Below are 24677 nucleotides of genomic sequence, written 5' to 3'. Positions count from 1 at the left end.
TCTTTTTTGAAGAGAATGAAACGTCGGGCGCAACGCTCGACGAGCGCTGACTATAACCAGCGCTCGATACGTTTAGCAACCACTCAGCCAAACAACCAATAACCCGGGTTACTGCTGGTTTTCCTGCTCGGTGAACAAGTCACTGAACAGCATGCTCGACAGGTAACGCTCACCGGAATCGGGCAGGATCACCACGATGGTCTTGCCCTGCATCTCCGGGGTTTCCGCCAGGCGCACGGCAACCGCCATCGCGGCACCACAGGAAATACCACACAGAATGCCTTCTTCCTGCATCAGGCGCAGGGCCATGGCCTTGGACTCTTCATCACTGACCAGCTCAACCCGGTCGACCATCGACAGATCCAGGTTTTTCGGCACAAATCCAGCACCGATGCCCTGGATCTTGTGCGGGCTTGGCTTGATTTCATCGCCGGCCAGGGCCTGGGTGATCACAGGCGAAACCACGGGTTCCACCGCCACCGACAGGATCGGCTTGCCCTGGGTATTCTTGATATAACGCGAAACACCGGTAATGGTGCCGCCGGTGCCCACGCCGGCGACCAGCACATCGATCGCGCCGTCGGTGTCGCTCCAGATTTCCGGGCCGGTGGTCTTTTCATGAATCGCCGGGTTGGCCGGGTTATCGAACTGTTGCGGCATGAAGTAGCGGGCCGGGTCGCTGGCCATGATGTCTGCCGCCTTTTCAATGGCGCCCTTCATGCCTTTGGCGGGTTCAGTGAGCACCAGCTCCGCGCCCAGGGCCTTGAGCACCTTGCGACGTTCGATGCTCATGGACGCCGGCATGGTCAGCATCAGCTTGTAGCCGCGAGCGGCCGCCACGAAGGCCAGGCCGATGCCGGTATTACCCGAAGTCGGCTCGACGATGGTCATGCCCGGCTTGAGTTTGCCAGTGCTTTCAGCGTCCCAGATCATGTTCGCGCCAATACGGCACTTGACCGAGTAACCCGGGTTACGCCCTTCGATCTTGGCCAGGATGGTCACGCCACGTGGCGCGATACGGTTGATCTGCACCAGCGGCGTATTGCCAATGGAATGGGCGTTGTCAGCAAAAATACGGCTCATGGCTGGGTCCTTGTGCAGCGTTGGAGTAGCCTTCAAGGGTATGCCTCACGCCACGGTGCGTCCAGCCGTCGTAGCCTGGCTGCACATCGGCAAACACACACTCGTCCTGTAACGATTGCAACCGCGCAAAGCGATGCCAATCATCAGGCCTGTTCGATGCCAGTTGCTGATTTTCGATAGAAGTCAGCGCCAACCTGACTCTTGATACGAGCCAGTAACCCTGACCGAGTCAACATGTGACGCCCCATTCAGAGACTGAATAAGCCGTCTGCGTTCACAGTCGACCGGGCACCGCGTTATAGTCGGGCATTACATTTTATTTCGCCCGCCCTGCCCGGTGCTGGTCGGCGTCACCGTTCGAGGAATTACCGATGAAGTTCGAAGGCACCCGTGCATACGTCGCCACCGATGACCTGAAGCTGGCGGTCAACGCCGCCATCACCCTGGAGCGGCCATTGCTGGTCAAGGGCGAGCCGGGCACCGGCAAGACCATGCTCGCCGAGCAACTGGCCGAGTCCTTTGGCGTCAAGCTGATTACCTGGCACATCAAGTCCACCACCAAGGCCCACCAGGGTCTGTACGAGTACGACGCGGTCAGCCGCCTGCGCGACTCGCAACTGGGTAACGAGAAGGTCCACGACATCCGCAACTACCTGAAAAAGGGCAAGCTGTGGGAAGCCTTCGAGTCGGATGAGCGCGTGATCCTGTTGATCGACGAAATCGACAAGGCCGACATCGAGTTCCCCAACGACCTGCTGCAAGAACTCGACAAGATGGAGTTCTACGTTTACGAGATCGACGAGACCATCAAGGCCAAGCAGCGCCCGATCATCATCATTACCTCCAACAATGAAAAAGAGCTGCCCGACGCCTTCCTGCGCCGCTGCTTCTTCCACTACATCGCCTTCCCGGACCGCACCACCCTGCAAAAGATCGTCGACGTGCACTACCCGGACATCAAGAAGGACTTGGTCAGCGAAGCGCTGGACGTGTTCTTCGACGTGCGCAAAGTGCCGGGCCTGAAGAAAAAGCCATCGACCTCCGAACTGGTGGACTGGCTGAAACTGCTGATGGCCGACAACATCGGTGAAGCGGTGCTGCGCGAGCGCGATCCGACCAAGGCCATCCCGCCGCTGGCCGGCGCCCTGGTCAAGAACGAACAAGACGTGCAATTGCTTGAGCGCTTGGCGTTCATGAGCCGTCGCGGCACGCGTTAAGCCCTCGGTTCAACAAGAGCGAGGGCGATAGCCATGCTGCTTAACCTGTTCAATGAAATGCGCGCCGCCAAGGTACCGGTGTCGGTGCGCGAGCTGCTGGACCTGATCAACGCGCTGAAACAGCGCGTGACCTTCGCCGACATGGACGAGTTCTATTACTTGTCGCGGGCGATTCTGGTGAAGGACGAGCGGCATTTCGACAAGTTCGACCGGGCTTTCGGCGCCTACTTCAATGGCCTGGAAAAACTCGACGACCACCTGCAGGCACTGATCCCCGAGGACTGGCTGCGCAAGGAATTCGAGCGTTCGCTGACCGATGAGGAACGGGCGCAGATCCAGTCCCTGGGCGGCCTGGACAAGCTGATCGAAGAGTTCAAGAAACGCCTGGAAGAACAGAAGGAACGCCATGCCGGTGGCAACAAGTGGATCGGCACCGGCGGCACCAGCCCGTTCGGCTCCGGCGGCTTCAACCCGGAAGGCATCCGGGTGGGCGATGCCGGCAAGCGCCAGGGCCGTGCGGTCAAGGTCTGGGATCAGCGCGAATACAAGAACCTCGACGATCAGGTCGAGCTGGGGACGCGCAACATCAAGGTGGCCCTGCGCCGACTGCGCAAGTTTGCCCGCCAGGGCGCCGCGGACGAACTGGACATCGACGGCACCATCGACCACACCGCCCGCGATGCCGGCCTGCTGAACATCCAGATGCGTCCGGAACGCCGCAACAACATCAAGTTGTTGCTGCTGTTCGACATCGGCGGCTCGATGGATGCCCATGTGAAGATCTGCGAGGAGCTGTTCTCGGCCTGCAAGACCGAGTTCAAGCACCTGGAGTACTACTACTTCCACAACTTCGTCTACGAGTCGGTGTGGAAGAACAACATGCGCCGTGGCTCGGAGCGCACCTCGACCATGGACTTGCTGCACAAGTACGGCGCCGACTACAAAGTGATTTTCGTCGGTGACGCCGCGATGGCGCCTTACGAAATCACCCAGCCCGGTGGCAGCGTCGAACACTGGAACGAAGAAGCCGGCTACGTCTGGATGCAGCGGTTCATGGAAAAGTACAAGAAGCTCATCTGGATCAACCCGTACCCGAAAGACACTTGGGGCTATACCAGTTCGACCAACATCGTTCGCGACCTGATCGAAGACCAGATGTACCCGCTGACCTTGCGCGGGCTGGAAGAAGGGATGCGGTTTCTTTCCAAGTAAACCAGCCGTACCACCTGACCTGATACTGATCGTTCCCATGCAGAGCACGGGAACGATCATTGTGGGCTGCGGTGTCTAGATAAACCGCTGCAAATACTCGACATGCTGCCGGTGCGCCGTTTCCTGCACCACCGGCGCCAAGCGCACCTGCTGCCCCGGCAAACACTGCGCCAGCCGCGCCAATGACAGTGGCGTCAATGCCCCCAGCCGTGGATACCCGCCAATGGTCTGCCGATCATTGAGCAGCACGATCGGCTGCCCGTCCGGTGGGACCTGGACCGCCCCCAGCGGGATGCCTTCGGAGATCATCGGCTGGCCCTGATACTGCAACGCAGGTCCCAGCAAACGAATCCCCATGCGATCGCCGCGACTGTCCAGGATCCAGCCGCTGTTGAAGGCATCAAACAGGCTCTGGCCACTGAACTGGCCATGTTGCGCACCGAGCACCAGATCCAGCGGTTGTTGCCGGGTGAAGTCGGGGCGCTGGTCACGCGGGACCTCGCGCAAGGTCTGCCCCTGCCCCGAGTAAGTCAGCTCTGCGCCCTTGGCCAGGGGACGACCAAAACCATCCAGACCACCCAGTTCCTCACGCACCACCGTTGCACAACTGCCCAGCACCGCCGGGGCGTTGAAACCGCCCGGCGCCGCCAGGTACGCACGGGCACCGAGCAACGGTGACGTGAACTGCAAGCGCTGGCCTTTGCGCAGGTGGAAACTACGCCATGGTGCCAGCGACTGGCCCTCCAGCTGCGCCCCAAGGTCAGCCCCTGCCAGCGCCAGGCAGCAATCGTCCTGTGCCTCCAGTGTCAGCCCGCCGAGGGTGATTTCAATCACCGCGGCGTCCATGGCGTTGCCCAGCAAGTTGTTGGCCCAGGACATCGACAGCCAGTCCGCCGCCCCACCCTGAGTAACGCCCAGGTGCCGCACGCCGAAGCGGCCAGCATCCTGCAACAGGCACAGCGGGGTGCTGGCCTCAACGGTCAAGCGGCTCATGCCACCACCTCCAGCGGCGTATCGTCGCCGCCCAGATTGACGAACTCTGCATGGCTGACCGCTTCGAAGCGCACCCGGTCTCCCGGTTGCATCAGGCTGTAGCCATCACGCCCACGGTCGAACAGCCTGGCCGGGGTACGACCGATCAGGTTCCAGCCACCGGGGGACTCCACCGGATAGGCGGCGGTCTGCCGCTCGGCGATCCCCACACTCCCGGCTGCCACACGCTTGCGCGGCGTACTCAGACGCGGCGCGGCCAACGCCTCTTCGACCAACCCCATAAAGGCAAAGCCTGGGGCAAACCCCAAGGCGAACACCTGATACTCACGCCCGCTGTGGCGGCGAATCACCTCCTCCACCTCCAGGCCGCTGCGTTGCGCCAGCAGGCTCAACTCAGGCCCGACGCTGGGGTCATACCAGACCGGCAACACATGACACTGGCCGCCCGCCTGTGTATCGGGCTTGAGCTCGATCAACGCTTGGGCGATGAGTTCTCGCGCCTGGGCGGGGCTCAACGCCAGCAGATCGTAATGCACCATCAGCGTCGTGTAGGACGGCACCAGGTCGATCAAATGAATACCGAAACCTTCGCGCAATCGCGCACAGGCCGCGAGCATCCAGGGCATGTTGGTTTCGGCAATTTCATCGAACAAACGCACCATCAGGCAATCGATCGCTACCACTTCAACCCGTGGTTTCATAGCGCGCCCTGCTGATTCAAGGCCTCGCGGATACGCTGCACGGCCGCCACGGAACTGGCGTTGTCACCGTGGACGCACAAGGTGTTGGCCTGCAGCCGCAAGGCACTGCCGTCGCTGGCGACAAGGTTGCCACCGCGGGCGATGGTCAGTGCCTGCTCGATGATGACCGCAGGGTCGTGATGCACTGCGCCTGGCTGTTGCCGCGACACCAGGCGTCCGGCGCTGTCATAGGCCCGATCGGCGAACGCTTCGAACCACAGCGTCACGCCATACTCGTCACCGATCAACTGCGCCGCGCTGTTGTCGCGGGTCGCCATCAACATCAACGGCAGTTGCCGGTCATAGGCGGCGACCGCCTGAATCACTGCCCGCAACTGTGCGGGGTTGGCCATCATGTCGTTGTACATCGCACCGTGGGGTTTGACGTAGCTGACGCGAGCGCCCTGGGCACGGCAAATGCCGTCCAGTGCGCCGATCTGATAATGCAGCAGGTCCTGCAGCTCTTGCGCGCTGTACGCCATCGAACGCCGGCCGAACCCCACCAGGTCCTGATAGGCAGGATGGGCACCGATCTGTACGCCATGGCTCAATGCCAGGCTGACGGTCTTGCGCATGATGCTCGGGTCACCGGCGTGGAAACCGCAGGCAATGTTGGCGCAATCAATGAATGGCATCACCTCGGCATCCAGACCCATGGTCCAGCTGCCAAAGCTTTCGCCGATGTCGCAGTTCAATAACAGGCGGCTCACGGTGAGTGCTCCTGTGGAGTTTTGTCATTTTAACCGAGGGGGCTTTCCAGCAACCCCCGTCGATTGACCGTTACTGCGCCTCGAGTTGCTTGCCACGGGTTTCCGGCAGGCTCAACGCCGCCAGGATCACCACGCCGTAAGACACCGCCGCGAACGCACCGATACCGACACTCAGTGGCACGGTCTGGCTGAGCAGGCCGATCAGCAGCGGAAACAGTGCCGCCAGTGCGCGCCCTACGTTGTAGCAAAAGCCCTGGCCTGAACCACGAATCCGGGTGGGGAACAGCTCGGTCAGGAATGCGCCCATGCCGCTGAAAATCCCCGAGGCAAAGAACCCCAGCGGAAAGCCCAGCCAGAGCATGACACCGTTGCTGACCGGCAGCTGGGTGTAGAGCAGGACAATGGTGAACGAGCCCACGGCGAACAAAATGAAGTTCTTTTTGCGCCCGAGAATGTCGGTCAGGTAGGCGCTGATCACGTAGCCGACATAAGACCCGACAATCACCATCGCCAGATAGCCGCCGGTGCCCAGCACGCTCAGTCCGCGTTCGTTTTTCAGGAAGGTCGGCAACCAGGAGGTAATCGCGTAGTACCCGCCCAGGGCACCGGTGGTCAGCATGGACGCACGCAAGGTGGTGCTGAGCATGCCGGGGGCAAAGATCTCGTAGAACTTCGACGGGTTGCTCGGCTCCTGTTTGGCCTTGGCTTCGCGGTAGATTTCCGGGTCCTTGACCAGGCGGCGAACGAAGATCACGAACACCGCTGGCACAATGCCGAGCAGGAACAGCGCGCGCCAGGCATCTTCCGGCGGCAGGATCGAAAACAGTATCGCGTAGAGAATCGCCGTCAGGCCCCAGCCCAGGGCCCAGCCTGACTGCACCATACCCACCGCCTTGCCGCGATCCTTGGCGCGGATCACTTCGCCGATCAGCACGGCGCCCGCTGTCCACTCACCACCAAAGCCGAAGCCCATCAGGGTCCGGGCGATCAGCAGTTGTTCGTAGTTTTGCGCAAAGCCGCAGAGGAAGGTGAAGAAGGCAAACCACAGTACGGTCAGTTGCAGGGTGCGCACGCGACCGATACGGTCGGACAGAATCCCGGCCACCCAACCACCAATGGCCGAGGCGATCAGCGTACTGGTGTGGATCAGCCCGGCTTCGCCCGTGGTGATCCCCCACATGGCGATCAGCGTCGGGACCACGAAGCTGAGCATCTGGGTGTCCATGCCATCCAGGCCATAACCGATCTTGCAGCTCCAGAACGTACGCCGCTCCTGCTGGTTGATATTGCGGTACCAGTCAAAGGGACCGGGGCGGCTCAAGGCCTTGTCCTGGGCGACAGAGGTCGTGTCGGGCGCACTCATGGCGAATCTCCAGCTGATTTTTATTGGTATTGTGATGAACGCCAACGACGCATATCGTGGGTCTGGCGCATTTTTCGACGACAGCCCCCTGCCCGTCCAACTAATAAAACCCCCGCCAAGGCATAAGAAAAAGTTGATCCCATGAACCTCAAATTCCTTGAAACCTTTGTCTGGGTCGCCCGGCTGAAAAGTTTTCGCCTGACCGCCGACAAACTCTTCACCACCCAGGCCTCGATTTCCAGCCGCATCGCGGTGCTGGAAAGCGAGCTGGGGGTGAAGCTGTTTCTGCGCGACTCACGGGGCGTGAAGCTGACGCCCGAAGGCTTGAAGGTGCTCGACTACGCCGAGCAGATGATGGACACCATGCAAGCCCTCAAGCAGTCCCTGGAAACCCGCTCCAGCAAGGCCGGGCGGGTGCGCATCGGCGTGATGGACACGGTGATTCATACCTGGCTCAGCCCACTGGTGGCGCAGATCACCGATCACTACCCGCAGCTGGAAATCGAACTGGTCGCCGATACGTCACTGAACCTCTGCGACCAGCTGCAAAAAGGGTTTCTGGACCTGATCCTGCAAACCGACCTGTTGCGCCAGGAAAGTGTGCGCAGCCTGGACCTGGCCAGCCACCCCATGGGCTGGATCGTCGCCAGCCACTCGATCTACAACCGCGACTACACCAGCGTGGCGGAACTGGGCCACGAGCGCATCATCACCTACTCGAAAAACTCCCACCCCCATCAGGACGTGCTCAGCCTGATGCAAGCCAACGGCGTGTCCAGCCCACGACTCAGTTGTGTGAACTCGGTGTCGGCGATCACCCGACTGCTGCGGGACGGCTTCGGTATCGGCGCACTGCCGCCGGTACTGGTCAGAGAAGAACTGGCGCGCAGCGAATTGACCTTGCTGGCCATCGAGCAGCGGCCACCCAATCTGCAGGTGGTGGTGTCATGGCGGGTCGGCGCGGAATGGGTCGAGGAAATCGTGACTTTGTGCCAGCACGTGGTGGAGCGCTATGCGCTGGAGGTTGGCGATCAGTACATGGTGTTGAGCAAACCCCTGGACAGAATCTGAGAGGCTCTTCCTGCATACAATTAGGAATTGATATCATTTGCATTAATTTTTTAATTCGGTATTCTCAGCGCGCTTTCAGTCAACCACAGCCTCAAGGAACAGGGCCTGATGCGCGCCTATACGCAAAATCAACAGCAGTTGCTCTCTCGCTGGAGCGAAGCCCTCGGCACCGAGGCGTTCCAGTCCCACCGCATCACCCTCGATCATTTGTGCAATGCCCTGGATCCTGCCGCCCAACGCAGTTTCCAGCGCCTGATCCAGGCGCTGTTTCGCGAAGGCCTGATCAACCCTGATGTTTGCAGGTTCGACGACAATAACCGCTGCTGGTTGCCGCTTGGCGACGGTTCGCAACTCTGCTTCGATCACCTGTCCGGTACACGGATGAACAGTTGGGACGTGCGCGGCAGCATCGTCCTGCACACACCCGACCGCCAACCGCACAAGATCCAGTTGCCCAGCGAACTGCTCGCTCTCCTCGGCACGCTGCTCACCCCGTCCGCCTCCCCGCAGGTCCTGGAACGTCTGGCCCTGGAACTGGATGACAGCTTCAGCAACGACACACTGTGCCTGGCGTTCCACCATGGCTGGACCGAGCGCCTGAGAGAGCAAATCGGCGCTGGGTACGACAACAATCTGCTGGCTTGGCTCCACGCCAGTCCCGGGCACCCGAACCCGACGTCGCTGCTCGAACAGTGGGGAACGCTCGGCCATCCGTGGCACCCGAACTACAAGACCAAACTGGGCTTGAGCGCCGCTCAGGTCATCGCGTTCTCGCCCGAGTTCGAAGCGAGTTTTCCGATCGTGTTGTGCGCCCTGCACCGCCAGTACGCCCACGTCGAAGCGCTGGCTGGCACCGCCGACTACTGGGACTGGTGGCAAGGCCACTTCCCCCAGGCCGCCGAACAATTACAGCACCACTTGCACCAGCGGGGCCTGGACGTAGCGGACTACCTACCGCTGCCGTCGCACCCCTGGCAAGTCCATGAGGAACTGCCGCACTCGTTCGCCAACGAGATCGCGGACAACCTGCTGATCATCACTGACATCGTCGCCTTCACCGGCCACCCGACCATGTCCTTCCGCACGGTTGTACCCGAGGCCAGCCGTGTTGCGCCGATGGTCAAGCTGCCCGTGGCGTTGCGCCTGACCAGCGTGCAACGCACGGTGTCGCCACGCTCGGCCCGGATGGGGCCGCGCATCAGCCAGTTGATGCTGCAGATTCTCGACCAGGAGCCACAGATTCAGCGCCTGCTGAACATCGTGCCGGAGCGCATCGGCGTGCATTACGCCGCACAACCGGTAGACGAGGAACGTTCCCGGCATGCCGGCGTGTTGTACCGTGACAACCCTCTGACGCTGCTGCAAGCAGGCGAGTTGGCGGTACCGGTCGGCAGCCTGTTCGCCGTCAACGAATTCGAACAACCGCTGCTGCGTGATTGGGTCCAACTGGCTCAGGGTCGCGATGACAGCGAGGCCATGCTGGCGTTCTTCGATGATTACCTGTCGATTGCCGTGCCGGCGCTGCTGGACATCTACCTGATGTATGGCGTGGCGTTCGAAGCCCACCAGCAAAACAGCTTCATGGTGATGGGTGCTGACGGTCAGTTGAATCGTCTGTTGTTGCGTGATTTCGGTGACATTCGCATCGATCGCAAGACCCTGCACGCCCAGGGCCTGGATATCCAGTTGCACGATCCGAAAATGACCCTGTACGACGACGCAGGTTTTGTCCGCGACAAGCTCCTGCACACCACGTTCATGTGCCACTTGGGTGAACTGACATTGCTCTGTGCCCGCCACTGGAATGTGTCGCAAAGCATCCTTTGGGATCGCCTGGCAACGCAGGTTGCACAGTGTTTCGACAGCGTGCGCGAGCGCGTCGAACCGGCACGCTGGGAAAGCGAACGCCAGGCCTTGCTGGAGCAGGACTGGCCGGCAAAGTCGTTCATGCGCATGCGCTTGCTCGACAGTCATGCCGACATTGTCGGACGCCTCAGCAACCCACTGCGAGCTAGCGCCGATGCTCGCTGACGGGCGTGCATTGAGACTGCTGATCGTCATCCAGTTTGTCTCCATGGGCGCCATGGAAATGAGCGGCCCGTTCTGGCCCTTGCAGATCCAGCATCTGCTCGGGCCAGAGGGTGCTGGCTACACCGCGCTGCTATCGGCACTCGTCTATGCCGGCCCGATGCTCGCGGCCATGCTCCTGACACCCGCGTGGGGTCGCCTGGGCGACCGCACCGGGCACAAGCCGATGATCATTCGTGCGTTGCTGGCGCTGGCGCTCTGCCAAGGGCTCGCGGCCATCACCCACGACCCCTGGTTGCTGGTGGCCATTCGCGTGATGCAAGGCGCACTGGCCGGCTTCCTCGCAGCGGCTCAAGCCTATGCCCTGGCCTGCTGCGACAGCTCCCGGCGGGGCCATACCCTGGCGCGCCTGCAATCGGCGACCGCCGTCGGCTCGTTGATCGGCCCGGTGCTGGGCGGCTGGCTGATGGACGTCTCGGGCTTCGCCTTGCTCTGTTACGGCGCAACGGCGATTTGCCTGTTATGCGCGCTGGGCAGTTTTTTCCTGCCGGCCGACAAGGCGCGGGCCTCGCAGAAAAAAACCGTTGCGTCAGTGGCCCTGCCCAAAGGCTGGCTGAGTGCAATCTTGTTGGTGATCGTGTTGATCCAGGCCGCGAAGATGATCCCGCAGCCTTTCTACGCCCTGTACGTCGCCAACATCCTGCACGCACCGGGCTGGCTGATCGGCGCCACCTACGCCGCAAGTGCCGCCACCCTGGCGATTTCCGCACCGCTGTGGGGGCGTTTGTTCGACCGCTGGCAACCGGCCTATACCTTGCGCGTCATCGAGGGTGTCGCCTGGCTGTGTGCCCTGACGCTGGCCGCCACGGCACTGGCCAACGAATGGCTGGGGTTTCTCGCCAGCCGCCTGGTCTGGGGCATCTGGCAAGGCGCCCTGCTTCCCGTCGCCTATGCATTGATCGCCAATACCGTTTGCGCCAGCCAGCAGGGTTTTGCCCTCGGCCTGGGCAACAGCGCGGCCAAGGCCGGTGCCTTGCTCGGCACTGTGCTCGGCGGAATCGGCATGGGCGTGATCGGCCTGGCCCACAGCTTCTGGCTGGTGGCCCTGACCTACGCACTGGCCGCCCTCGGAATCCGTTGGGTGCGGGCATTCACCGTGACACCCGCTCCCACACCTTTATCTACCCACGCTAATCAAAACTAGAAAAAGACGACCTCATGACCCGAACCAAACTCTCATTGCTGATTCCGTTGCTCGGTGGCTTCAGTGCTCACAGCTGGGCCGATGACACCGAACAGCAGTCCGGCGCCCTGAACATGCAAGCCACTGTCGTTTCCGCGACCCGCAGTGAAGCGAGCATTGCCTCGATCCCGGGCTCGGTCCAGGTGATCGACGAACAGCAAATCCGCGAGCAGAGCGGCGCGGGTCGTCGGGTCTCCGACATTCTTGGGCAATTGGTTCCCGGCCTTGCACCGTCCACCGGCGGGATGAGCAACTACGGCCAGACCTTGCGCGGGCGCAGCGTGCTGGTCTTGATCGACGGTGTGTCGCAGAACGCCACGCGCGACAATTTCCGCCAGCTCAACAGCATCTCCCCGGCCAGCATCGAACGCATCGAAGTGGTCTCCGGTGCCAGCAGTGTCTACGGTGCCGGCGCTTCAGGCGGCATCATCAACATCATCACCAAGCGCAATCAGGGCCAGGAAGCTGCCTACAGCAGCAAACTGGGCATGACCACTGGCAACAACTTCAACCGCAAAGGCTTCGCCTACGAAGCCTTCCAGAGTGCCACCGGGCGCAAGGATGCCCTGGACTGGTATGTGTCCGCCGACCTGACGCAACGCAACGATCAGTTCGACGGCAACGGTGACCGCATCCCTCAAGACACCTCCCAGGGCAGCAGCATGGACACCGAGACCTATGACCTGCAAGGTCGTTTCGGTTACGAGCTGGACGAGAACAAGAAAGTCAGCCTGTCGCTGCAGGACTACAAGGACGAACAGGACACCGGCTACACCAAGGACCCGAAAAACAAGCAGGAAGCCGTCGCGATCAAAGGGCTGAACCTCGACGACCAGCCCTATACCCATAACCAGGCCGTCAATCTCAATTACACCGACAAGGACTTCCACGGTCAGGGCCTGCAACTGGAAAGCTACTGGCGCCGCGCTGACGCACTGTTTTTCCCTGACGTGTCGCGGGGCTACGCTGGCGTCTCCGACAACAACAGCGTGCAGAATGTCTACGGCCTGCGCGCCGCCATTGATACACCGCTGCCGGCCATTGGCAGTGCCACGGGCAATCTGGTCTGGGGTGCCGACTACGATAACGAGCGCTCCACCCAGCGGGGTGACCAGTACAGTGTCAAGGGCCTGGACTACACCAAGACCGGCACCACCTTTGAACTGGGCCCGGATACCGAGACCACCACCAAGGCCATCTACGGGCAAATGTCCTGGGACATCGCCGACTGGACCGTGCGCGGCGGCATTCGCCGTGAATGGATCGAAAGCGACGTCTCCGACAGCATCGCCTATGGCGAGATCGTCCAGACCGGCAATTATGCGACGCTGCCCGGCGAAACCCTCAAGTACGACGCTACCCTGTACAACCTGGGGGCGGTCTATCACCTGAGTGAGAACCAGGACGTTTTCGTCAATTACAGCCAGGGTTTTTCGCTGCCGGATATCCAGCGTTTCCTGCGTGACGTGAACAGCTCCTTTAACATCCAGACCCTCGACGCCCAGGCCATCAAGGTCGACAGCTACGAGCTGGGCTGGCGTGGCGACTGGGACCAATGGCAAGCCGACGTCACCGTGTATGAAAACACCTCGGACGTGACCCAGTTCTACGATGCCAATGAGCGCGTATTGCGCCTGATCGATCAGAAAGAACGGGTTCGTGGCATCGAAAACAGCTTGACCTACCGCGCGACCGATCGCTGGTCGGTGGGGGGCACTTATGCCTGGGCCAAGGGCGAGACCCAGCAGAACGGCAAATGGATCGACCTGCCGGCCACGCGTATCTCACCCGCCAAGACCACGCTGTTCGTCGGTTATACCGAGGACGATTACACCCTGCGCCTGCAAGGCATGCAGCTGGCCAGCTACGACGCAGCCCTCAAGGATGACAACGGACGCGACATCGATGGCTACACCCTGGTGGACCTGCTCGGCTCCGTGGAACTGCCGGTCGGCCGTCTGGAAGGTGGGGTATTCAACCTGACCGATCGCAACTACCAGAACCTGTACGCCCAGTCCAACGCCAAGGCTCCCTATGCCAACGCCGAAGGCCGTACGTTCAGCATGAGCTACTCGCTCGACTGGTAAACCTTCGCCCGCGCAGGAACTGCTTCCTGCGCGGGCGACTGGCTTTTCTTCGGCATTACAAGCCGCGTAAATCCCGCTCTTCGATCGGCCGGCTCTGGCGCAGGCGCTTGCCGCCCAGCACCACCCAGTCGATCAGGCGGAACAGGCATTCCAGGCCGAACGACAGCAACATCGCCCCACCCAGCCCCCAGCCCATGGCTTCGGGGGTCAGCAGGATCTGGTAGCTGTAGCCGTTCCAGGTTTCCTTGCGAATGTCCGGGTCGGCGGCCAGGACCACCTGCAGGAAGCGGATGTACCACGGGCCCTGCATGGCCTGGAACTGTTTATCCAGCGCCAGTTGCCGGGTCAACAGGGTGTTCAGGCTGTCGGCATCGCTGCGAAATACCGGGTCTTCACTGGCGCGGTAATGGGCCACCAATGCTTGCAGGTCACCCTTGAAAAACTGCTCGGCCGTGCCCTGAAAACCCCGCAGGCCGGTCTGCGCTTCGATCAGGTGCGCCTCGACCCGCTTGGCATAATCATTGATGAACCCCGGTACCTGCACCCCCACCAACAAGCCGACGGCAAACAACACCAGGCGCAAATAACTGAGCAACATATCGGTTGTTCCTTATTCGGTCTTGCCCTGGCTGACGCATTCACCGCGTCGCCACAGGCTCCATTGGCCCGGTTCGTAGCGAGTCCAGGTTTCGTTTTCGGTCAAGGGTTCGGTGGCAATCACCGTTACCACGTCGTTGGGCGTGGTTTCGGCCTGGAAGTCGACGATCACGTCCACGTCCTTCAAGCGTGCCGGACCAAAGGGGGCGCGCCGGGTGATCTGGGCCAGCTTGGTCGAGCAATAGCAGAACAGCCAGTCGCCGTCGCTCAACAGGCAATTGAATACGCCTTGGTTGCGGTACTCGGCGCAGGCCGCCACCAGGCTCGGCAACAACTGTTCGACCTCCACGGGCTCCGGGAAGGCTTCGCGCACTCGGTTGAGCAGGTCGCAGAACGCCGCTTCGCTGTCGGTGTCACCGATCGGCCGGTAGAAACTTGCCACTGGGTGAAAATCGGCGAGCTGGCCGTTGTGGGCAAAACACCAGTTGCGCCCCCATAACTCGCGCACGAACGGGTGGGTGTTGGACAGGCAGACCTTGCCGACGTTGGCCTGGCGGATATGCCCGATCACCACTTCGCTCTTGATCGGATAGCGTTGCACCAACTGCGCCACTTCCGAGTCGCAACTGGCGGCCGGGTCCTGGAACACGCGCAGGCCGCGACCTTCATAGAAGCCGATACCCCAACCGTCCCGGTGCGGGCCGGTCCGACCGCCACGCTGCATCAGCCCGGTGAAGCTGAACACGATATCGGTCGGTACATTGGCGCTCATGCCCAATAATTCACACATGCCGGGACTCTCGCTTCAATGCCGGGGCCATCAAAGGCGGGGTTCGACTCGCGAACGCTGGGGGTTGCTCGGCACAGGGGGGCGACCATAACGATCATCGCCGGCACCGCCGAAGGGTTGGTCATCGTCGGGGTCAGAGGCGCGGGCGGCGGCGTTCGCGGCGGCGGCCTGTTCTTTGCGCGCGTTGGCGGCGCGCTCGATGGGGAAACGGATGAACACGAATATCAGGTAGATACCCAGGGCGATCATGCCGTACATGAACAGGTCGGAAATGGCCCGCCAGGCGTTGTTCCCCACCTTGAACAACAAGTCCAGGGCGGTGATGGCGATGGCCGGTGCGAACTTTTCCTTCACCGGGTCGATGATGGTCGGGCTGAACAACAGCACCGCCACGATCAGGCGCAGCGGCTCGCGCAGCCAGCGCCACATCCAGCGGGTCATGCGCATCCACACCAACAGGCAGCCCAAAGCGGCAAAGGCGTAAAGGCCCCAAGCGATCAGATAGTCGTTCTCGGTCATGGTGTCCATGGCATGGCAGGCAAAGAGGCGCTTATGATAACGGCTTTTCGCGGATCAGGCTGCCCCGCTGTCCGTGAAGCCCCTTTTGCACACCGTCCGAGAGCCCCACATGCCCCGATCCGCCCACGTTTGCAGCGCCCCGATTGCCCGCAAGGCCGACGGTGATGACCCATACGCCTGGCTGCAGGAACGGGACACAGCCCCCGTGCTGGACTACCTCAAGGCCGAAAACGACTACCAGGAAGCCCAACTGGCCGATCAGGCCGGGCTGCGCGAAACCCTGTTCAATGAAATAAAGGGCCGGATTCTCGAAACCGATCTGTCGCTGCCGTCTCCGTGGGGGCCGTACCTGTACTACACCCGTACCATCGCCGGCGACGAGTATGCCCGGCACTACCGCTGCCCGCGCCCGGCCGACGATAGCCTGCAGGTCGATGAAAGCCGGGAGCAGTTGCTGCTCGACCCCAACGAGCTGGCCAATGGCGGCTTCTTCTCGCTGGGCGCCTTCAGCATCAGCCCGGACCACCAGCGCCTGGCGTACAGCCTGGACACCATCGGCGACGAGACCTACACCTTGTTCGTCAAGGAGCTGTCCAACGGCAAGGTCAGCGAGCTGGCGTTCGAGGACTGCGATGGCAGCATGACCTGGGCCAACGACAGCCTGACGCTGTTCTTCGCTGAACTGGACGAGACCCATCGCCCGCACAAACTGTTTCGCTATCGCCTCGACGGCACGGCTGCCGAAGAAGTCTTCCATGAACCGGACGGGCGGTTTTTCCTGCACTGCTATCGATCGAGCTCCGAGCGCCAGTTACTGCTGTCCCTGGGCAGCAAGACCACCAGTGAAGTCTGGGCCCTGGATGCCACACAGCCGCAGCAGGCCTTCACGTGCCTGGCGCCGCGGATTGAAGACCACGAGTACGACGTCGACCACGGCAAGCTCGACGACCAGTGGACCTGGCTGGTTCGCAGCAATCGCGACGGCATCAACTTTGCCCTGTACCAGGCCGTCGACACCGGCGTAGCGCCGACCCAGGACGACTGGCAAAACCTGATCCCCCACAGCGACACGGTGATGCTCGACGGCATGAGCCTGAACGCCACGGCCATGACCCTGAGCCTGCGTGAAGGGGGGCTGCCGATCATCGAGGTTCACCCTCAGGGCCTGCCGACCTACCGGGTGCAGTTACCGGACGCTGCCTACAGCCTGCACGTGCACAACAGCCTGGAATTTGCCAGTGAGCGGATCCGCCTGCGCTACGAGGCGTTGAATCGCCCGGCTCAAGTGCGTCAGCTGGAACTGGCCAGCGGCGAGCAGAAAGTCCTCAAGGAAACCCCCGTACTCGGCCCCTTCGATGCCGATGCCTACATCAGCCAGCGCCTGTGGGCGACCGCACCCGACGGCACGCAGGTACCCATCAGCCTGGTGGTCAAGCGCGACCGGCTCGGCCAGCCGACGCCCCTCTACCTCTATGGTTATGGCGCCTACGGTGAAAGCCTCGACCCCTGGTTCTCCCATGCGCGCCTGAGCCTGCTCGATCGCGGCGTGGCCTTTGCCATTGCCCACGTGCGTGGCGGTGGTGAGCTGGGCGAAGCCTGGTACCGCGCCGGCAAGCAGGAGCACAAGCAGAACACCTTCAGCGACTTTATCGCCTGTGCCGAACACTTGATTGCCAACGGCTACACCACCTCGTCACAACTGGCGATCAGCGGTGGCAGTGCCGGCGGGCTGTTGATCGGCACGGTGCTCAACCAACGCCCGGAGCTGTTCGCGGCGGCCATTGCCGAAGTGCCCTTCGTCGATACCCTCAACACCATGCTCGACCCGGACCTGCCACTGACCGTCACCGAGTACGACGAGTGGGGCAACCCGCAGGAGCCGCATGTGTATGAGCGGATCAAGGCCTATGCGCCCTACGAAAACGTCAGCGCCCAGGCCTACCCGGCCACGCTGGTGATCGCCGGCTACAACGACAGCCGCGTGCAGTACTGGGAAGCCGCCAAGTGGGTGGCCAAATTGCGCGCCAGCAAAACCGACGACAACCTGCTCCTGCTCAAGACCGAACTGGGTGCCGGCCACGGCGGGATGAGCGGGCGCTATCAAGGATTACGTGACGTAGCCCTCGAATACGCATTTGTCTTCAAGGTACTGGGGATCGCCTGAGGAACTCCGCCCGCTGGCGCTGATACGAGACATTTGCCAATGTGGAGCGGGCCGGGAAAGCCCGCTCCTGCAGGCGATAGAGGGTTATCCCCTGATCAAGCCCCGCAACAGACACAAGAAAAGACATTGACGACATGCCAGAACCACGCTCACTGAACACCGAAATTCGCGACTGGCTGATGGACTGCGGCCTGTTCGATCAACTGCAACTGGCCGACTTCACGGCCGCTGCCGGCTACTTCAGCATCAGCACCACTGCCCAGGGCGAAGAAATCTTCCACGAGGGCGATGCCGGCAGCTTCATGTGCATCATTCACTCCGGCCAGGTGGCCGTGCAAAAAACCGGCCATGACGGCCAACAGGTCACCATCGCGACCCTGCGCAGCGGCCGGGCATTTGGCGAGATGGCCGTGCTCGACGGCGAACGGCGCTCGGCCAGTTGCGTGGCGGCGAGTCATTGCCAGTTGCTCAACCTGGGCAAGGATTCCCTGGAAAAGATGCTCAACGACGCGCCGAAGATTGCCGCCAAGATCATCCGCGCCATTGCCGTGTCATTGTCCAGGCGCCTGCGCATGGCCGACGGCCAGCTGCTTTCCCAGCAGATTTAGACGCCTGGGGTCTTGGGTTTGGGCGCAACCTGCTCAAGCCCCGGCAGGGGTTGATCCTTGGGCGGGCCGGGGTTCTTGATCGGCGGCAAAAAGGGAGCTCCACCACTGCCGCCACCGGCCTTGGGCGCTGCGGTCGGGGTAATTTGCGGGTAGGGGGTGGGTGTTGCGGTTCCCGGCGAACCGGGTGCCGCCGAGGGTGTCACCGGGACGGCTTGCATCGCTTGCACCTGCGCCGCACTTATCGAGAGCGCGGCCAACACAATGACCGTTAGAATGGTGCGCTTCATCAATGGCTCCGTTGCCCTGGCTTGTGGCCTCAAGGCTACTCCCAAGCGCGCAGGATTGCCCTGATCAATGACAGCTTTTCCCTTCTCAATGAGAGTCCCATGAAACGTTTCGTTCTGCTCGACACCACCCCGATCCCCGAAAACGGCGGTGCCTTGTGCCTGTTCGAGTACGGCGAAGATTTCGTCATCAAGATCCAGGGCGGCGATGGCGGGCAGTTGATGAACACCCGCATGCACGGTTCCGAAGACGCCCTGGCCGAAATCCCCTGCCGCAAAGTGGCCGGCCGGCCGAACTCGCGGGTGCTGATTGGCGGGCTGGGCATGGGTTTTACCCTGGCCTCGGCCCTCAAGCACCTGGGCAAGAGCGCCGAAGTGATGGTCGCCGAATTGGTGCCGGGCGTGGTGGAGTGGAATCGCGGGCCACTGGGAGAAAAGTCCGGGCGCCCGCTGCTCGACCCACGCACCGTGATCCGCATGGAGGACGTGGCCAAGGTGCTGCAAGCCGAGCCGCAGGGATTCGACGCGATCATGCTCGACGTCGACAACGGCCCCGAAGGCCTGACCCAGAAAGCCAACAGCTGGCTGTACTCGGCGGGCGGCCTGAGCGCCTGCGCCAAAGCCCTGCGCCCTAAAGGCGTACTGGCGGTATGGTCGGCCAGCGCCGACCGGCAGTTTTCCGACAAATTGAAAAAGGCCGGCTTCAAGGCCGAAGAAGTGCAGGTGTTCGCCCACGGCAACAAGGGCACCCGTCACACCATCTGGATTGCCGAGAAGCTCAAGGGCTGAGCTAAACTTGGGTCATAACCGTCATTAGTCTTTTACAAAGGTGAACCCATGAGTTCGTCAACACCTCCGTCCAATACCGCCAAGCTGGACCGCATCCTCGCCGACGCCCAGCGCGACCGGGAAATGGGTTACCGCGACAAGGCCCTGAAGATGTACCCCCACGTCTGTGGACGCTGCGCCCGTGAATTCTCCGGCAAACGCCTGAGCGAGCTGACCGTGCACCACCGCGACCACAACCACGACAACAACCCGCAGGACGGCTCCAACTGGGAGCTGCTGTGCCTGTACTGCCACGACAACGAACACTCGCGCTACACCGACCAGCAATACTTCGGCGACGGCTCCCTGAGCACCCCGAAAATCGCCAAGGCGACCCACAACCCGTTTGCCGCGCTGGCCGGGTTGATGAAAAAAGACGACGAGTAACGTTGATTTGATCGTTCCCACGCGCCCGCGTGGGAATGCATCCCGTGACGCTCTGCGTCACATCCAAAGCGCAACGCCGAGCGTCCCTGGCAGCATTCCCACGCAGAGCGCGGGAACGATCATCTGACCGCCCTCCCCCAATCCCCGTATAATCACGTTTTTTTCCCGAAGGCACCCCGCTCGTGGCAGACAAACGGTACAGCTGCATTGGTTTGTATAACCCCAAATCACCGGAGAACGTTGGCTCGGTGATGCGCGCCGCAGGCTGTTATGGCGTGGCCTCGGTGTTCTACACCGGTAAACGTTATGAGCGCGCCGCCGATTTCGTCACCGACACCAAGAAAGTCCACTACGACATTCCGCTGATCGGCATCGACGACCTGAAAAAGATCCTGCCCCTGGGCTGCGTCCCGGTCGCGGTCGAACTGGTCGAGGGCGCCCGCTCCCTGCCGGAATACACCCACCCGGATCGCGCGCTGTACATCTTCGGCCCGGAAGATGGCTCCCTCGACAAAGAGATCCGCGAGTGGTGCGAAGACGTGGTCTACATCCCGACCACCGGCTGCATGAACCTGGCCGCCACCGTCAATGTGGTGCTCTACGACCGCCTGGCCAAGGGCAACAACACCCGCTCCGGTCCGAAATTTCGCTGACCGGTTGCACCGCCAACGGAACGAGTCGACTGCCTGCGCAGTAAGCTCTCTATCCAGTGCCCCCTGAGGAGACAGATCATGAGCGAGTTCAAACGCGTGGAACCTATCGACCAGGCAGCCGCCACACAGAATGTCCAGGGCTGGGAGCGCATCGGCTCGTTGGCCGGTGGCGTGGTGATGGTGGGCAAGGGCCTGCGCCGTGGTGGACTGTTCGGCCTGGTCCAGGTCGCACTCGGCGGCGTGGCACTGGCACGGGGTATCACCGGCCACAGTTCGGCGAAAAGTTTCCTGGAACAAGGCCGCCGGGACCTGGACAAGGCGCGGGCGAAAATCGAGCGCACCGGTGACGAGCTGAAATCCCTGAAGCCCCACGCAGACGCGCCCACCCACACCGCAACGGTCACCGGCAATGATCCATTGAAGCCGCCTGAAGCCGGGGCTTGAGCAACACCCCATCACCCTGTGTTTGACTCAGGTTATCTGAGCAGCTCGGTATCGAGCACCTTCGACGGCTCGCCGATCACGCTTTCGGCGAGCGCCACGAACGCCTGGGTACTCACCTGCTCCAGGTGCATGGCACCTCGGAGCATGTCGTCCAGCGAACGCTTGTTACGGGTTTTCAGGCGAATCTCGCGATCCAGTTCCTGCAGCAGCAACACCGCCCTGGCGACCTGCGCCGGGCTGGCCTGCTCCCCGCGCAAGGTGCCGGCCTTCTGCCCGAGCGAATGCATCGAGTTCTCCAACACCTGGTACCGTTCATCGCTCATGCCACCGGCACGACGCAACAACTCGATGGCGTAGTACTCGGCAAACCCTTCGCTGATCCAGTCACTGCGGTCCTGGTCGCTGATCCGCCCGAATGTCTGGGTCAACTCGCGGATCAGAGGGCTGCTGCCACTTTCGCTGATCACCGGCAGGCGGCTGTGCAGGTAGATCGACTCATACCCGGCCATGCTACCGCGCCACATCCGGTCCGAGGCGCCAACGATCAACAGCTTGCCGGGATGGCGGGGGTAGAGCGTCTGCACTTGCGGCCAGACAAAGGTCAGCATCGTCAGTACGTCCATCCGACGCATGCCCTGCCCGCGCGGCGAAGCCACCGTCACGTCGGTCTCCCCCAGGCGCGTTCGGCGGCTGCCCAGGTTGCCGGCGAGCATCCAGCCCGTGGGCCGGTCAAACAATCGTGAAACGTTGTCGATGCGAAAGCGGTTCTTGCCGATGCGCGGCCAGGCGGTCTCGACACTCTTCCAGCCGGACGGCAACTCGAACTCCAGGCGCGCCACCAGTTCAACACCGTCACGCTGATCCAGGCGCGCAGCCGGCACCAGCTCGTCACCGCGCATCAACGCCCAAGCCGGCGTCATGCGGGTCTCGAAGGCCGCATTCTTGCGTGTATGGCTGATGCGTACGCGGTAGGTCAGGCTGGCCTTGTCGACCGCCGGGCGCCAGACGCCGCGCACGGCTTTTCCGGGCGCAAGCTGCCACTGGCCATCGGCCTTGAAGTCGCTGTAATGGCTGCCGTCACCCAGGTCGAAATCCAGGCTGCGCACGGCCGAGCCCTGGGCCAGCGTCAAGCGCACTTCGGCCTGATCGCTTTGCGGCAGCAAGCGCACGTGGTAATCCAGATCGACCTTCTCGACCGCCCACACTGGCGACCCCAGCACCAACAGCGACAATGCCGTCGGCAATCGCACCCCTACCGCCATACACACTCCCTCGTGATTCATTCGTACAACGCGTCAGTCTCAACCTGCGCGAAAAATCAGATGATCTTCCCAATCATCTTCCGGCACGCTGCCCTCGGCGAGCATGCGCCCGGACTGCGAGATTCGCTCGTGGTGCACTGCGTCGCGATCACCACACACCAGGTGGTGCCAGAGCGGCAGGTCCTTGCCCTCACTGACCAGACGGTAGCCGCAGGTCGGCGGCAACCACTTGAATTGATCGGCCTTGCCCGGCGTGAGCTGAATGCAGTCGGGCACCGAATCGCGACGATTCGGGTAGTCGGTGCACTGGCAGGTTTTCAGGTCCAGCAGTTTGCAGGCGATGCGTGTGTAGTAGACGCTGTTGTCGTCTTCATCCTCGAGTTTTTGCAGGCAGCACAGGCCACAGCCATCGCACAACGACTCCCACTCCTGCTGATCGAGTTGTTCGAGGGTTTTGCGTATCCAGAAAGGTTCGACTTTGGCGGCCATGGTTCAAGCATCTACATCAGGTGGAGAAAAGGCCGCCAGTCTAGTGCCCGCGGCCCCTTGGGCCAAGCGCTGGCGACTGCCGGTACGAGAGCACTTGTCAGTTTTCAGCCGGCGCAGTAGCTTGGCGGGTCGCAGCGGCCCATGCCAGGCTGCCATTAACGCGCTAACGCGTTGCATCACGGTGAATCGCCAAGGGTCCGAAAACCTCACTGCCCCGCTCACCGCGCGCACCGGTTCTACTCAACTGCCCACTCATAAACGTTGCCAGGAAACTTCTTGATGAGCGCCAATCCCCGCGTTGCCGAATACGCCATTGCCCCACAGTTCACCGACCGCTGGTCACCGCGCGCCTTTACCGGCGAAACCATCCCTGAAGCAACCCTGCTGAGCTTCTTCGAAGCCGCGCGCTGGGCGCCGTCGGCCTACAACTCGCAACCGTGGCGTTTTCTGTACGCGCGCCGTGATACGCCGAACTGGGAGCGTTACCTGGGCCTGCTGAACGAATTCAACCGCGGCTGGGCGCAACACGCCTCGGCCCTGGTGATCGTGATCTCGAAAACCACCTTCACCGCCCCGGGCGCCGAGGAAGAGACCCCAGCCCTGTGGCACACCTTCGACACGGGCTCGGCCTGGGGCCACCTGGCCCTGCAAGCGACCCTCAGTGGCTGGCACACCCACGGCATGGCCGGTTTCGACCAGGAGCTGACCCGCAAGGAGCTGAACATTCCGCAAGGCTACGCGCTGCACGCCGCCGTCGCGATCGGCAAGCTGGGTGACAAGGCCACCCTGGCCGAGTACCTGCAGGCCCGTGAAGTGCCAAGCCCGCGCGTGCCGCTGAGCGAACTGGCGGCTGAAGGCGACTTCACCCTGTAAGTCGCGCTGTAAGCCTGTGGCGAGAGGGCTTGTCGGAACGCCCCCTCGCCACATTCGAGCGCCGTGGAGCTAGTAACCCCGCGCGAAATCCACTTCCCCGCGCAGCGCTTCACCGGCCTGATACGCCCGCAGATTCTCGACGAACAGTTGCACCATCATCGACGGTGACGTCGGCGCCGAACTGTGGCCGGTCAGCAAAAGACCCCAGGCGGTCCAGAACGGATGACGCTGCGGCAGCGGCTCCTGGCGGCAGACGTCAATCACCGCGCCCGCCAGATGCCCTTCTTTCAAGGCTTCCACCAGATCCGCATCGACCACCGCCACACCGCGTCCAACGTTGATGAACAAACCGGTCGACTTGAACTGCTTGAACAGCGCGGCGTCATACAGGTCGTGGGTGTTCGGGGTGTTGGGCAACAGGTTGACCACGTAGTCGACTTCCCCCACCAGGCGCCCCAGGTCTTCCAGCCCCGCCACTTCAATGAACGGTGCCTGCTCGCGCGGGGCACTGGCGATACCGTACAGCTTGACGCCAAACGGCAGCAGGAACTGCGCCACGCTCTGGCCGATGTCACCGGTCCCGACAATCAGCACCTTGCGCCCGGCCAGGCTCTGGCCCAGACGGTTATCCCACTTGCGCTCGACCTGGCTGACCAGCCGCGCCAGTACTTCACGCTCGTGGCCGAGCATGTAGGTCAGTACGTATTCGGCCATGACCTGGCCAAAAATGCCCACGGCACGGGTCAGCCGGTAGTGACGTGGCAAGCCCTCCGCCAGCAGCGGCGTGATCCCGGCCCAGGTCGACTGCAGCCACTGTGGCTGGTGGCCCTGGCGCAACAGGGTCGCCAGCAGGTCCGGTTGACCGAGCCACACCGGGCAGTCGGCAGCGAGGCTGGCCAGCTCGGCAGAGTCGCCGCTGGTCAGTACCTGCAGCTCGGGAGCCGCCTCGCGCAGCAGTTGGGCATACACAGCGTGGTCGTGTTCAGCAATCAGAACGCGCATGGTTCAAACCTTCAAAAACAGTGCACAGGG

At 62.1% G+C, this 24677-nt stretch carries 25 protein-coding genes; 13 read left to right on the top strand and 12 right to left on the bottom strand.

Annotated features, from left to right (window positions below):
- Positions 1–108: 108 nt before the first annotated feature.
- On the bottom strand, positions 109–1083 hold the full coding sequence (gene cysK, locus CKW07_RS15025) for a cysteine synthase A (RefSeq protein WP_095145594.1): 975 nt from the start codon (positions 1081–1083) through the stop codon (positions 109–111).
- A gap of 371 nt (positions 1084–1454) precedes the next feature.
- On the opposite strand from cysK, the gene CKW07_RS15020 reads away from it, so the two are divergent.
- The gene (locus CKW07_RS15020; RefSeq protein WP_093413295.1) at positions 1455–2300 is read left to right on the top strand and encodes a MoxR family ATPase; all 846 of its coding nucleotides are present in this window, start codon (positions 1455–1457) and stop codon (positions 2298–2300) included.
- Between the two features lie 33 nt (positions 2301–2333).
- Positions 2334–3512, top strand: coding sequence for a VWA domain-containing protein (locus CKW07_RS15015; RefSeq protein WP_095080245.1), 1179 nt, complete (start codon positions 2334–2336; stop codon positions 3510–3512).
- A 75-nt stretch (positions 3513–3587) separates the two neighbouring features.
- Here CKW07_RS15015 and CKW07_RS15010 read toward each other — a convergent pair whose 3' ends face one another.
- The 4 genes from CKW07_RS15010 to CKW07_RS14995 all read right to left on the bottom strand — a co-directional run bounded on the left by CKW07_RS15010 (position 3588) and on the right by CKW07_RS14995 (position 7318).
- Positions 3588–4505: a biotin-dependent carboxyltransferase family protein gene (locus CKW07_RS15010; protein WP_095145593.1), complete on the bottom strand. Its 918-nt coding sequence runs from the start codon at positions 4503–4505 to the stop codon at positions 3588–3590.
- Entirely contained in the window at positions 4502–5206 is a 705-nt protein-coding gene (pxpB, locus tag CKW07_RS15005) for a 5-oxoprolinase subunit PxpB (protein WP_095145592.1), read from the bottom strand. The genes CKW07_RS15010 and pxpB overlap by 4 nt, the downstream gene beginning before the upstream one ends.
- Positions 5203–5955, bottom strand: coding sequence for a 5-oxoprolinase subunit PxpA (locus CKW07_RS15000; protein ID WP_095145591.1), 753 nt, complete (start codon positions 5953–5955; stop codon positions 5203–5205). The genes pxpB and CKW07_RS15000 overlap by 4 nt, the downstream gene beginning before the upstream one ends.
- 70 nt (positions 5956–6025) lie before the next feature.
- The gene (locus CKW07_RS14995; RefSeq protein WP_095145590.1) at positions 6026–7318 is read right to left on the bottom strand and encodes an MFS transporter; all 1293 of its coding nucleotides are present in this window, start codon (positions 7316–7318) and stop codon (positions 6026–6028) included.
- Positions 7319–7459: 141 nt separating this feature from the next.
- Between CKW07_RS14995 and CKW07_RS14990 the strand changes: the two genes are divergently transcribed.
- The 4 genes from CKW07_RS14990 (at position 7460) to CKW07_RS14975 (ending at position 13747) form a co-directional block, all read left to right on the top strand.
- Positions 7460–8389 carry a LysR family transcriptional regulator gene (locus CKW07_RS14990; RefSeq protein WP_095145589.1) on the top strand — a complete coding sequence of 310 codons (930 nt, stop codon included), beginning with the start codon at positions 7460–7462 and terminating at the stop codon, positions 8387–8389.
- Between the two features lie 108 nt (positions 8390–8497).
- Entirely contained in the window at positions 8498–10420 is a 1923-nt protein-coding gene (locus CKW07_RS14985) for an IucA/IucC family siderophore biosynthesis protein (RefSeq protein ID WP_095145588.1), read from the top strand.
- Positions 10410–11621, top strand: a complete 1212-nt coding sequence (locus tag CKW07_RS14980) for an MFS transporter (protein ID WP_095145587.1) — start codon at positions 10410–10412, stop codon at positions 11619–11621. The genes CKW07_RS14985 and CKW07_RS14980 overlap by 11 nt, the downstream gene beginning before the upstream one ends.
- Before the next feature lie 14 nt (positions 11622–11635).
- On the top strand, positions 11636–13747 hold the full coding sequence (locus CKW07_RS14975; RefSeq protein WP_095145586.1) for a TonB-dependent receptor: 2112 nt from the start codon (positions 11636–11638) through the stop codon (positions 13745–13747).
- 55 nt (positions 13748–13802) lie between these two features.
- On the opposite strand, the gene CKW07_RS14970 is transcribed toward CKW07_RS14975, so the two are convergent.
- From CKW07_RS14970 to CKW07_RS14960, 3 genes are read right to left on the bottom strand one after another with little or no spacing between them, the layout of a single operon-like run.
- The gene (locus tag CKW07_RS14970; RefSeq protein ID WP_095145585.1) at positions 13803–14345 is read right to left on the bottom strand and encodes a DUF2937 family protein; all 543 of its coding nucleotides are present in this window, start codon (positions 14343–14345) and stop codon (positions 13803–13805) included.
- Between the two features lie 12 nt (positions 14346–14357).
- A complete protein-coding gene (locus CKW07_RS14965; protein ID WP_095145584.1) occupies positions 14358–15134 on the bottom strand; it encodes a class II glutamine amidotransferase in 777 nt (258 codons plus the stop codon).
- A gap of 30 nt (positions 15135–15164) precedes the next feature.
- The gene (locus tag CKW07_RS14960) at positions 15165–15662 is read right to left on the bottom strand and encodes an MFS transporter (protein ID WP_095145583.1); all 498 of its coding nucleotides are present in this window, start codon (positions 15660–15662) and stop codon (positions 15165–15167) included.
- Between the two features lie 100 nt (positions 15663–15762).
- Between CKW07_RS14960 and CKW07_RS14955 the strand changes: the two genes are divergently transcribed.
- Complete coding sequence (locus tag CKW07_RS14955; RefSeq protein ID WP_095145582.1) at positions 15763–17817, top strand: S9 family peptidase; 2055 nt, start codon at positions 15763–15765, stop codon at positions 17815–17817.
- 134 nt (positions 17818–17951) lie between these two features.
- Positions 17952–18425 (top strand): cyclic nucleotide-binding domain-containing protein, encoded by a 474-nt coding sequence (locus CKW07_RS14950; RefSeq protein WP_095145581.1) that lies wholly within the window; start codon positions 17952–17954, stop codon positions 18423–18425.
- On the opposite strand, the gene CKW07_RS14945 is transcribed toward CKW07_RS14950, so the two are convergent.
- Positions 18422–18712: a hypothetical protein gene (locus CKW07_RS14945; protein ID WP_095145580.1), complete on the bottom strand. Its 291-nt coding sequence runs from the start codon at positions 18710–18712 to the stop codon at positions 18422–18424. The genes CKW07_RS14950 and CKW07_RS14945 overlap by 4 nt on opposite strands.
- Positions 18713–18811: 99 nt before the next feature.
- On the opposite strand from CKW07_RS14945, the gene CKW07_RS14940 reads away from it, so the two are divergent.
- The 4 genes from CKW07_RS14940 (at position 18812) to CKW07_RS14925 (ending at position 21021) form a co-directional block, all read left to right on the top strand.
- Entirely contained in the window at positions 18812–19498 is a 687-nt protein-coding gene (locus CKW07_RS14940) for a spermidine synthase (protein WP_095145579.1), read from the top strand.
- Between the two features lie 48 nt (positions 19499–19546).
- On the top strand, positions 19547–19924 hold the full coding sequence (locus tag CKW07_RS14935) for a YajD family HNH nuclease (protein WP_095080263.1): 378 nt from the start codon (positions 19547–19549) through the stop codon (positions 19922–19924).
- A 182-nt stretch (positions 19925–20106) separates the two neighbouring features.
- The gene (locus CKW07_RS14930) at positions 20107–20577 is read left to right on the top strand and encodes an RNA methyltransferase (RefSeq protein WP_095080264.1); all 471 of its coding nucleotides are present in this window, start codon (positions 20107–20109) and stop codon (positions 20575–20577) included.
- A gap of 78 nt (positions 20578–20655) precedes the next feature.
- Positions 20656–21021 (top strand): DUF2892 domain-containing protein, encoded by a 366-nt coding sequence (locus tag CKW07_RS14925; RefSeq protein WP_095145578.1) that lies wholly within the window; start codon positions 20656–20658, stop codon positions 21019–21021.
- Positions 21022–21053: 32 nt separating this feature from the next.
- Here CKW07_RS14925 and CKW07_RS14920 read toward each other — a convergent pair whose 3' ends face one another.
- Both CKW07_RS14920 and CKW07_RS14915 read right to left on the bottom strand, forming a co-directional pair.
- The gene (locus CKW07_RS14920) at positions 21054–22283 is read right to left on the bottom strand and encodes a hypothetical protein (RefSeq protein WP_095145577.1); all 1230 of its coding nucleotides are present in this window, start codon (positions 22281–22283) and stop codon (positions 21054–21056) included.
- Between the two features lie 39 nt (positions 22284–22322).
- A complete protein-coding gene (locus CKW07_RS14915; protein ID WP_095145576.1) occupies positions 22323–22772 on the bottom strand; it encodes a YcgN family cysteine cluster protein in 450 nt (149 codons plus the stop codon).
- Positions 22773–23051: 279 nt separating this feature from the next.
- On the opposite strand from CKW07_RS14915, the gene CKW07_RS14910 reads away from it, so the two are divergent.
- Positions 23052–23645, top strand: a complete 594-nt coding sequence (locus CKW07_RS14910; RefSeq protein WP_095145575.1) for a nitroreductase family protein — start codon at positions 23052–23054, stop codon at positions 23643–23645.
- 69 nt (positions 23646–23714) lie between these two features.
- Here CKW07_RS14910 and CKW07_RS14905 read toward each other — a convergent pair whose 3' ends face one another.
- Positions 23715–24647, bottom strand: coding sequence for a D-2-hydroxyacid dehydrogenase (locus tag CKW07_RS14905; protein WP_095145574.1), 933 nt, complete (start codon positions 24645–24647; stop codon positions 23715–23717).
- Positions 24648–24677: the final 30 nt, after the last annotated feature.

It is taken from the genome of Pseudomonas sp. Irchel s3b6 (assembly GCF_900187415.1).
GTDB lineage: Bacteria > Pseudomonadota > Gammaproteobacteria > Pseudomonadales > Pseudomonadaceae > Aquipseudomonas.
This window is presented reverse-complemented; position numbering and strand designations above follow the sequence as displayed.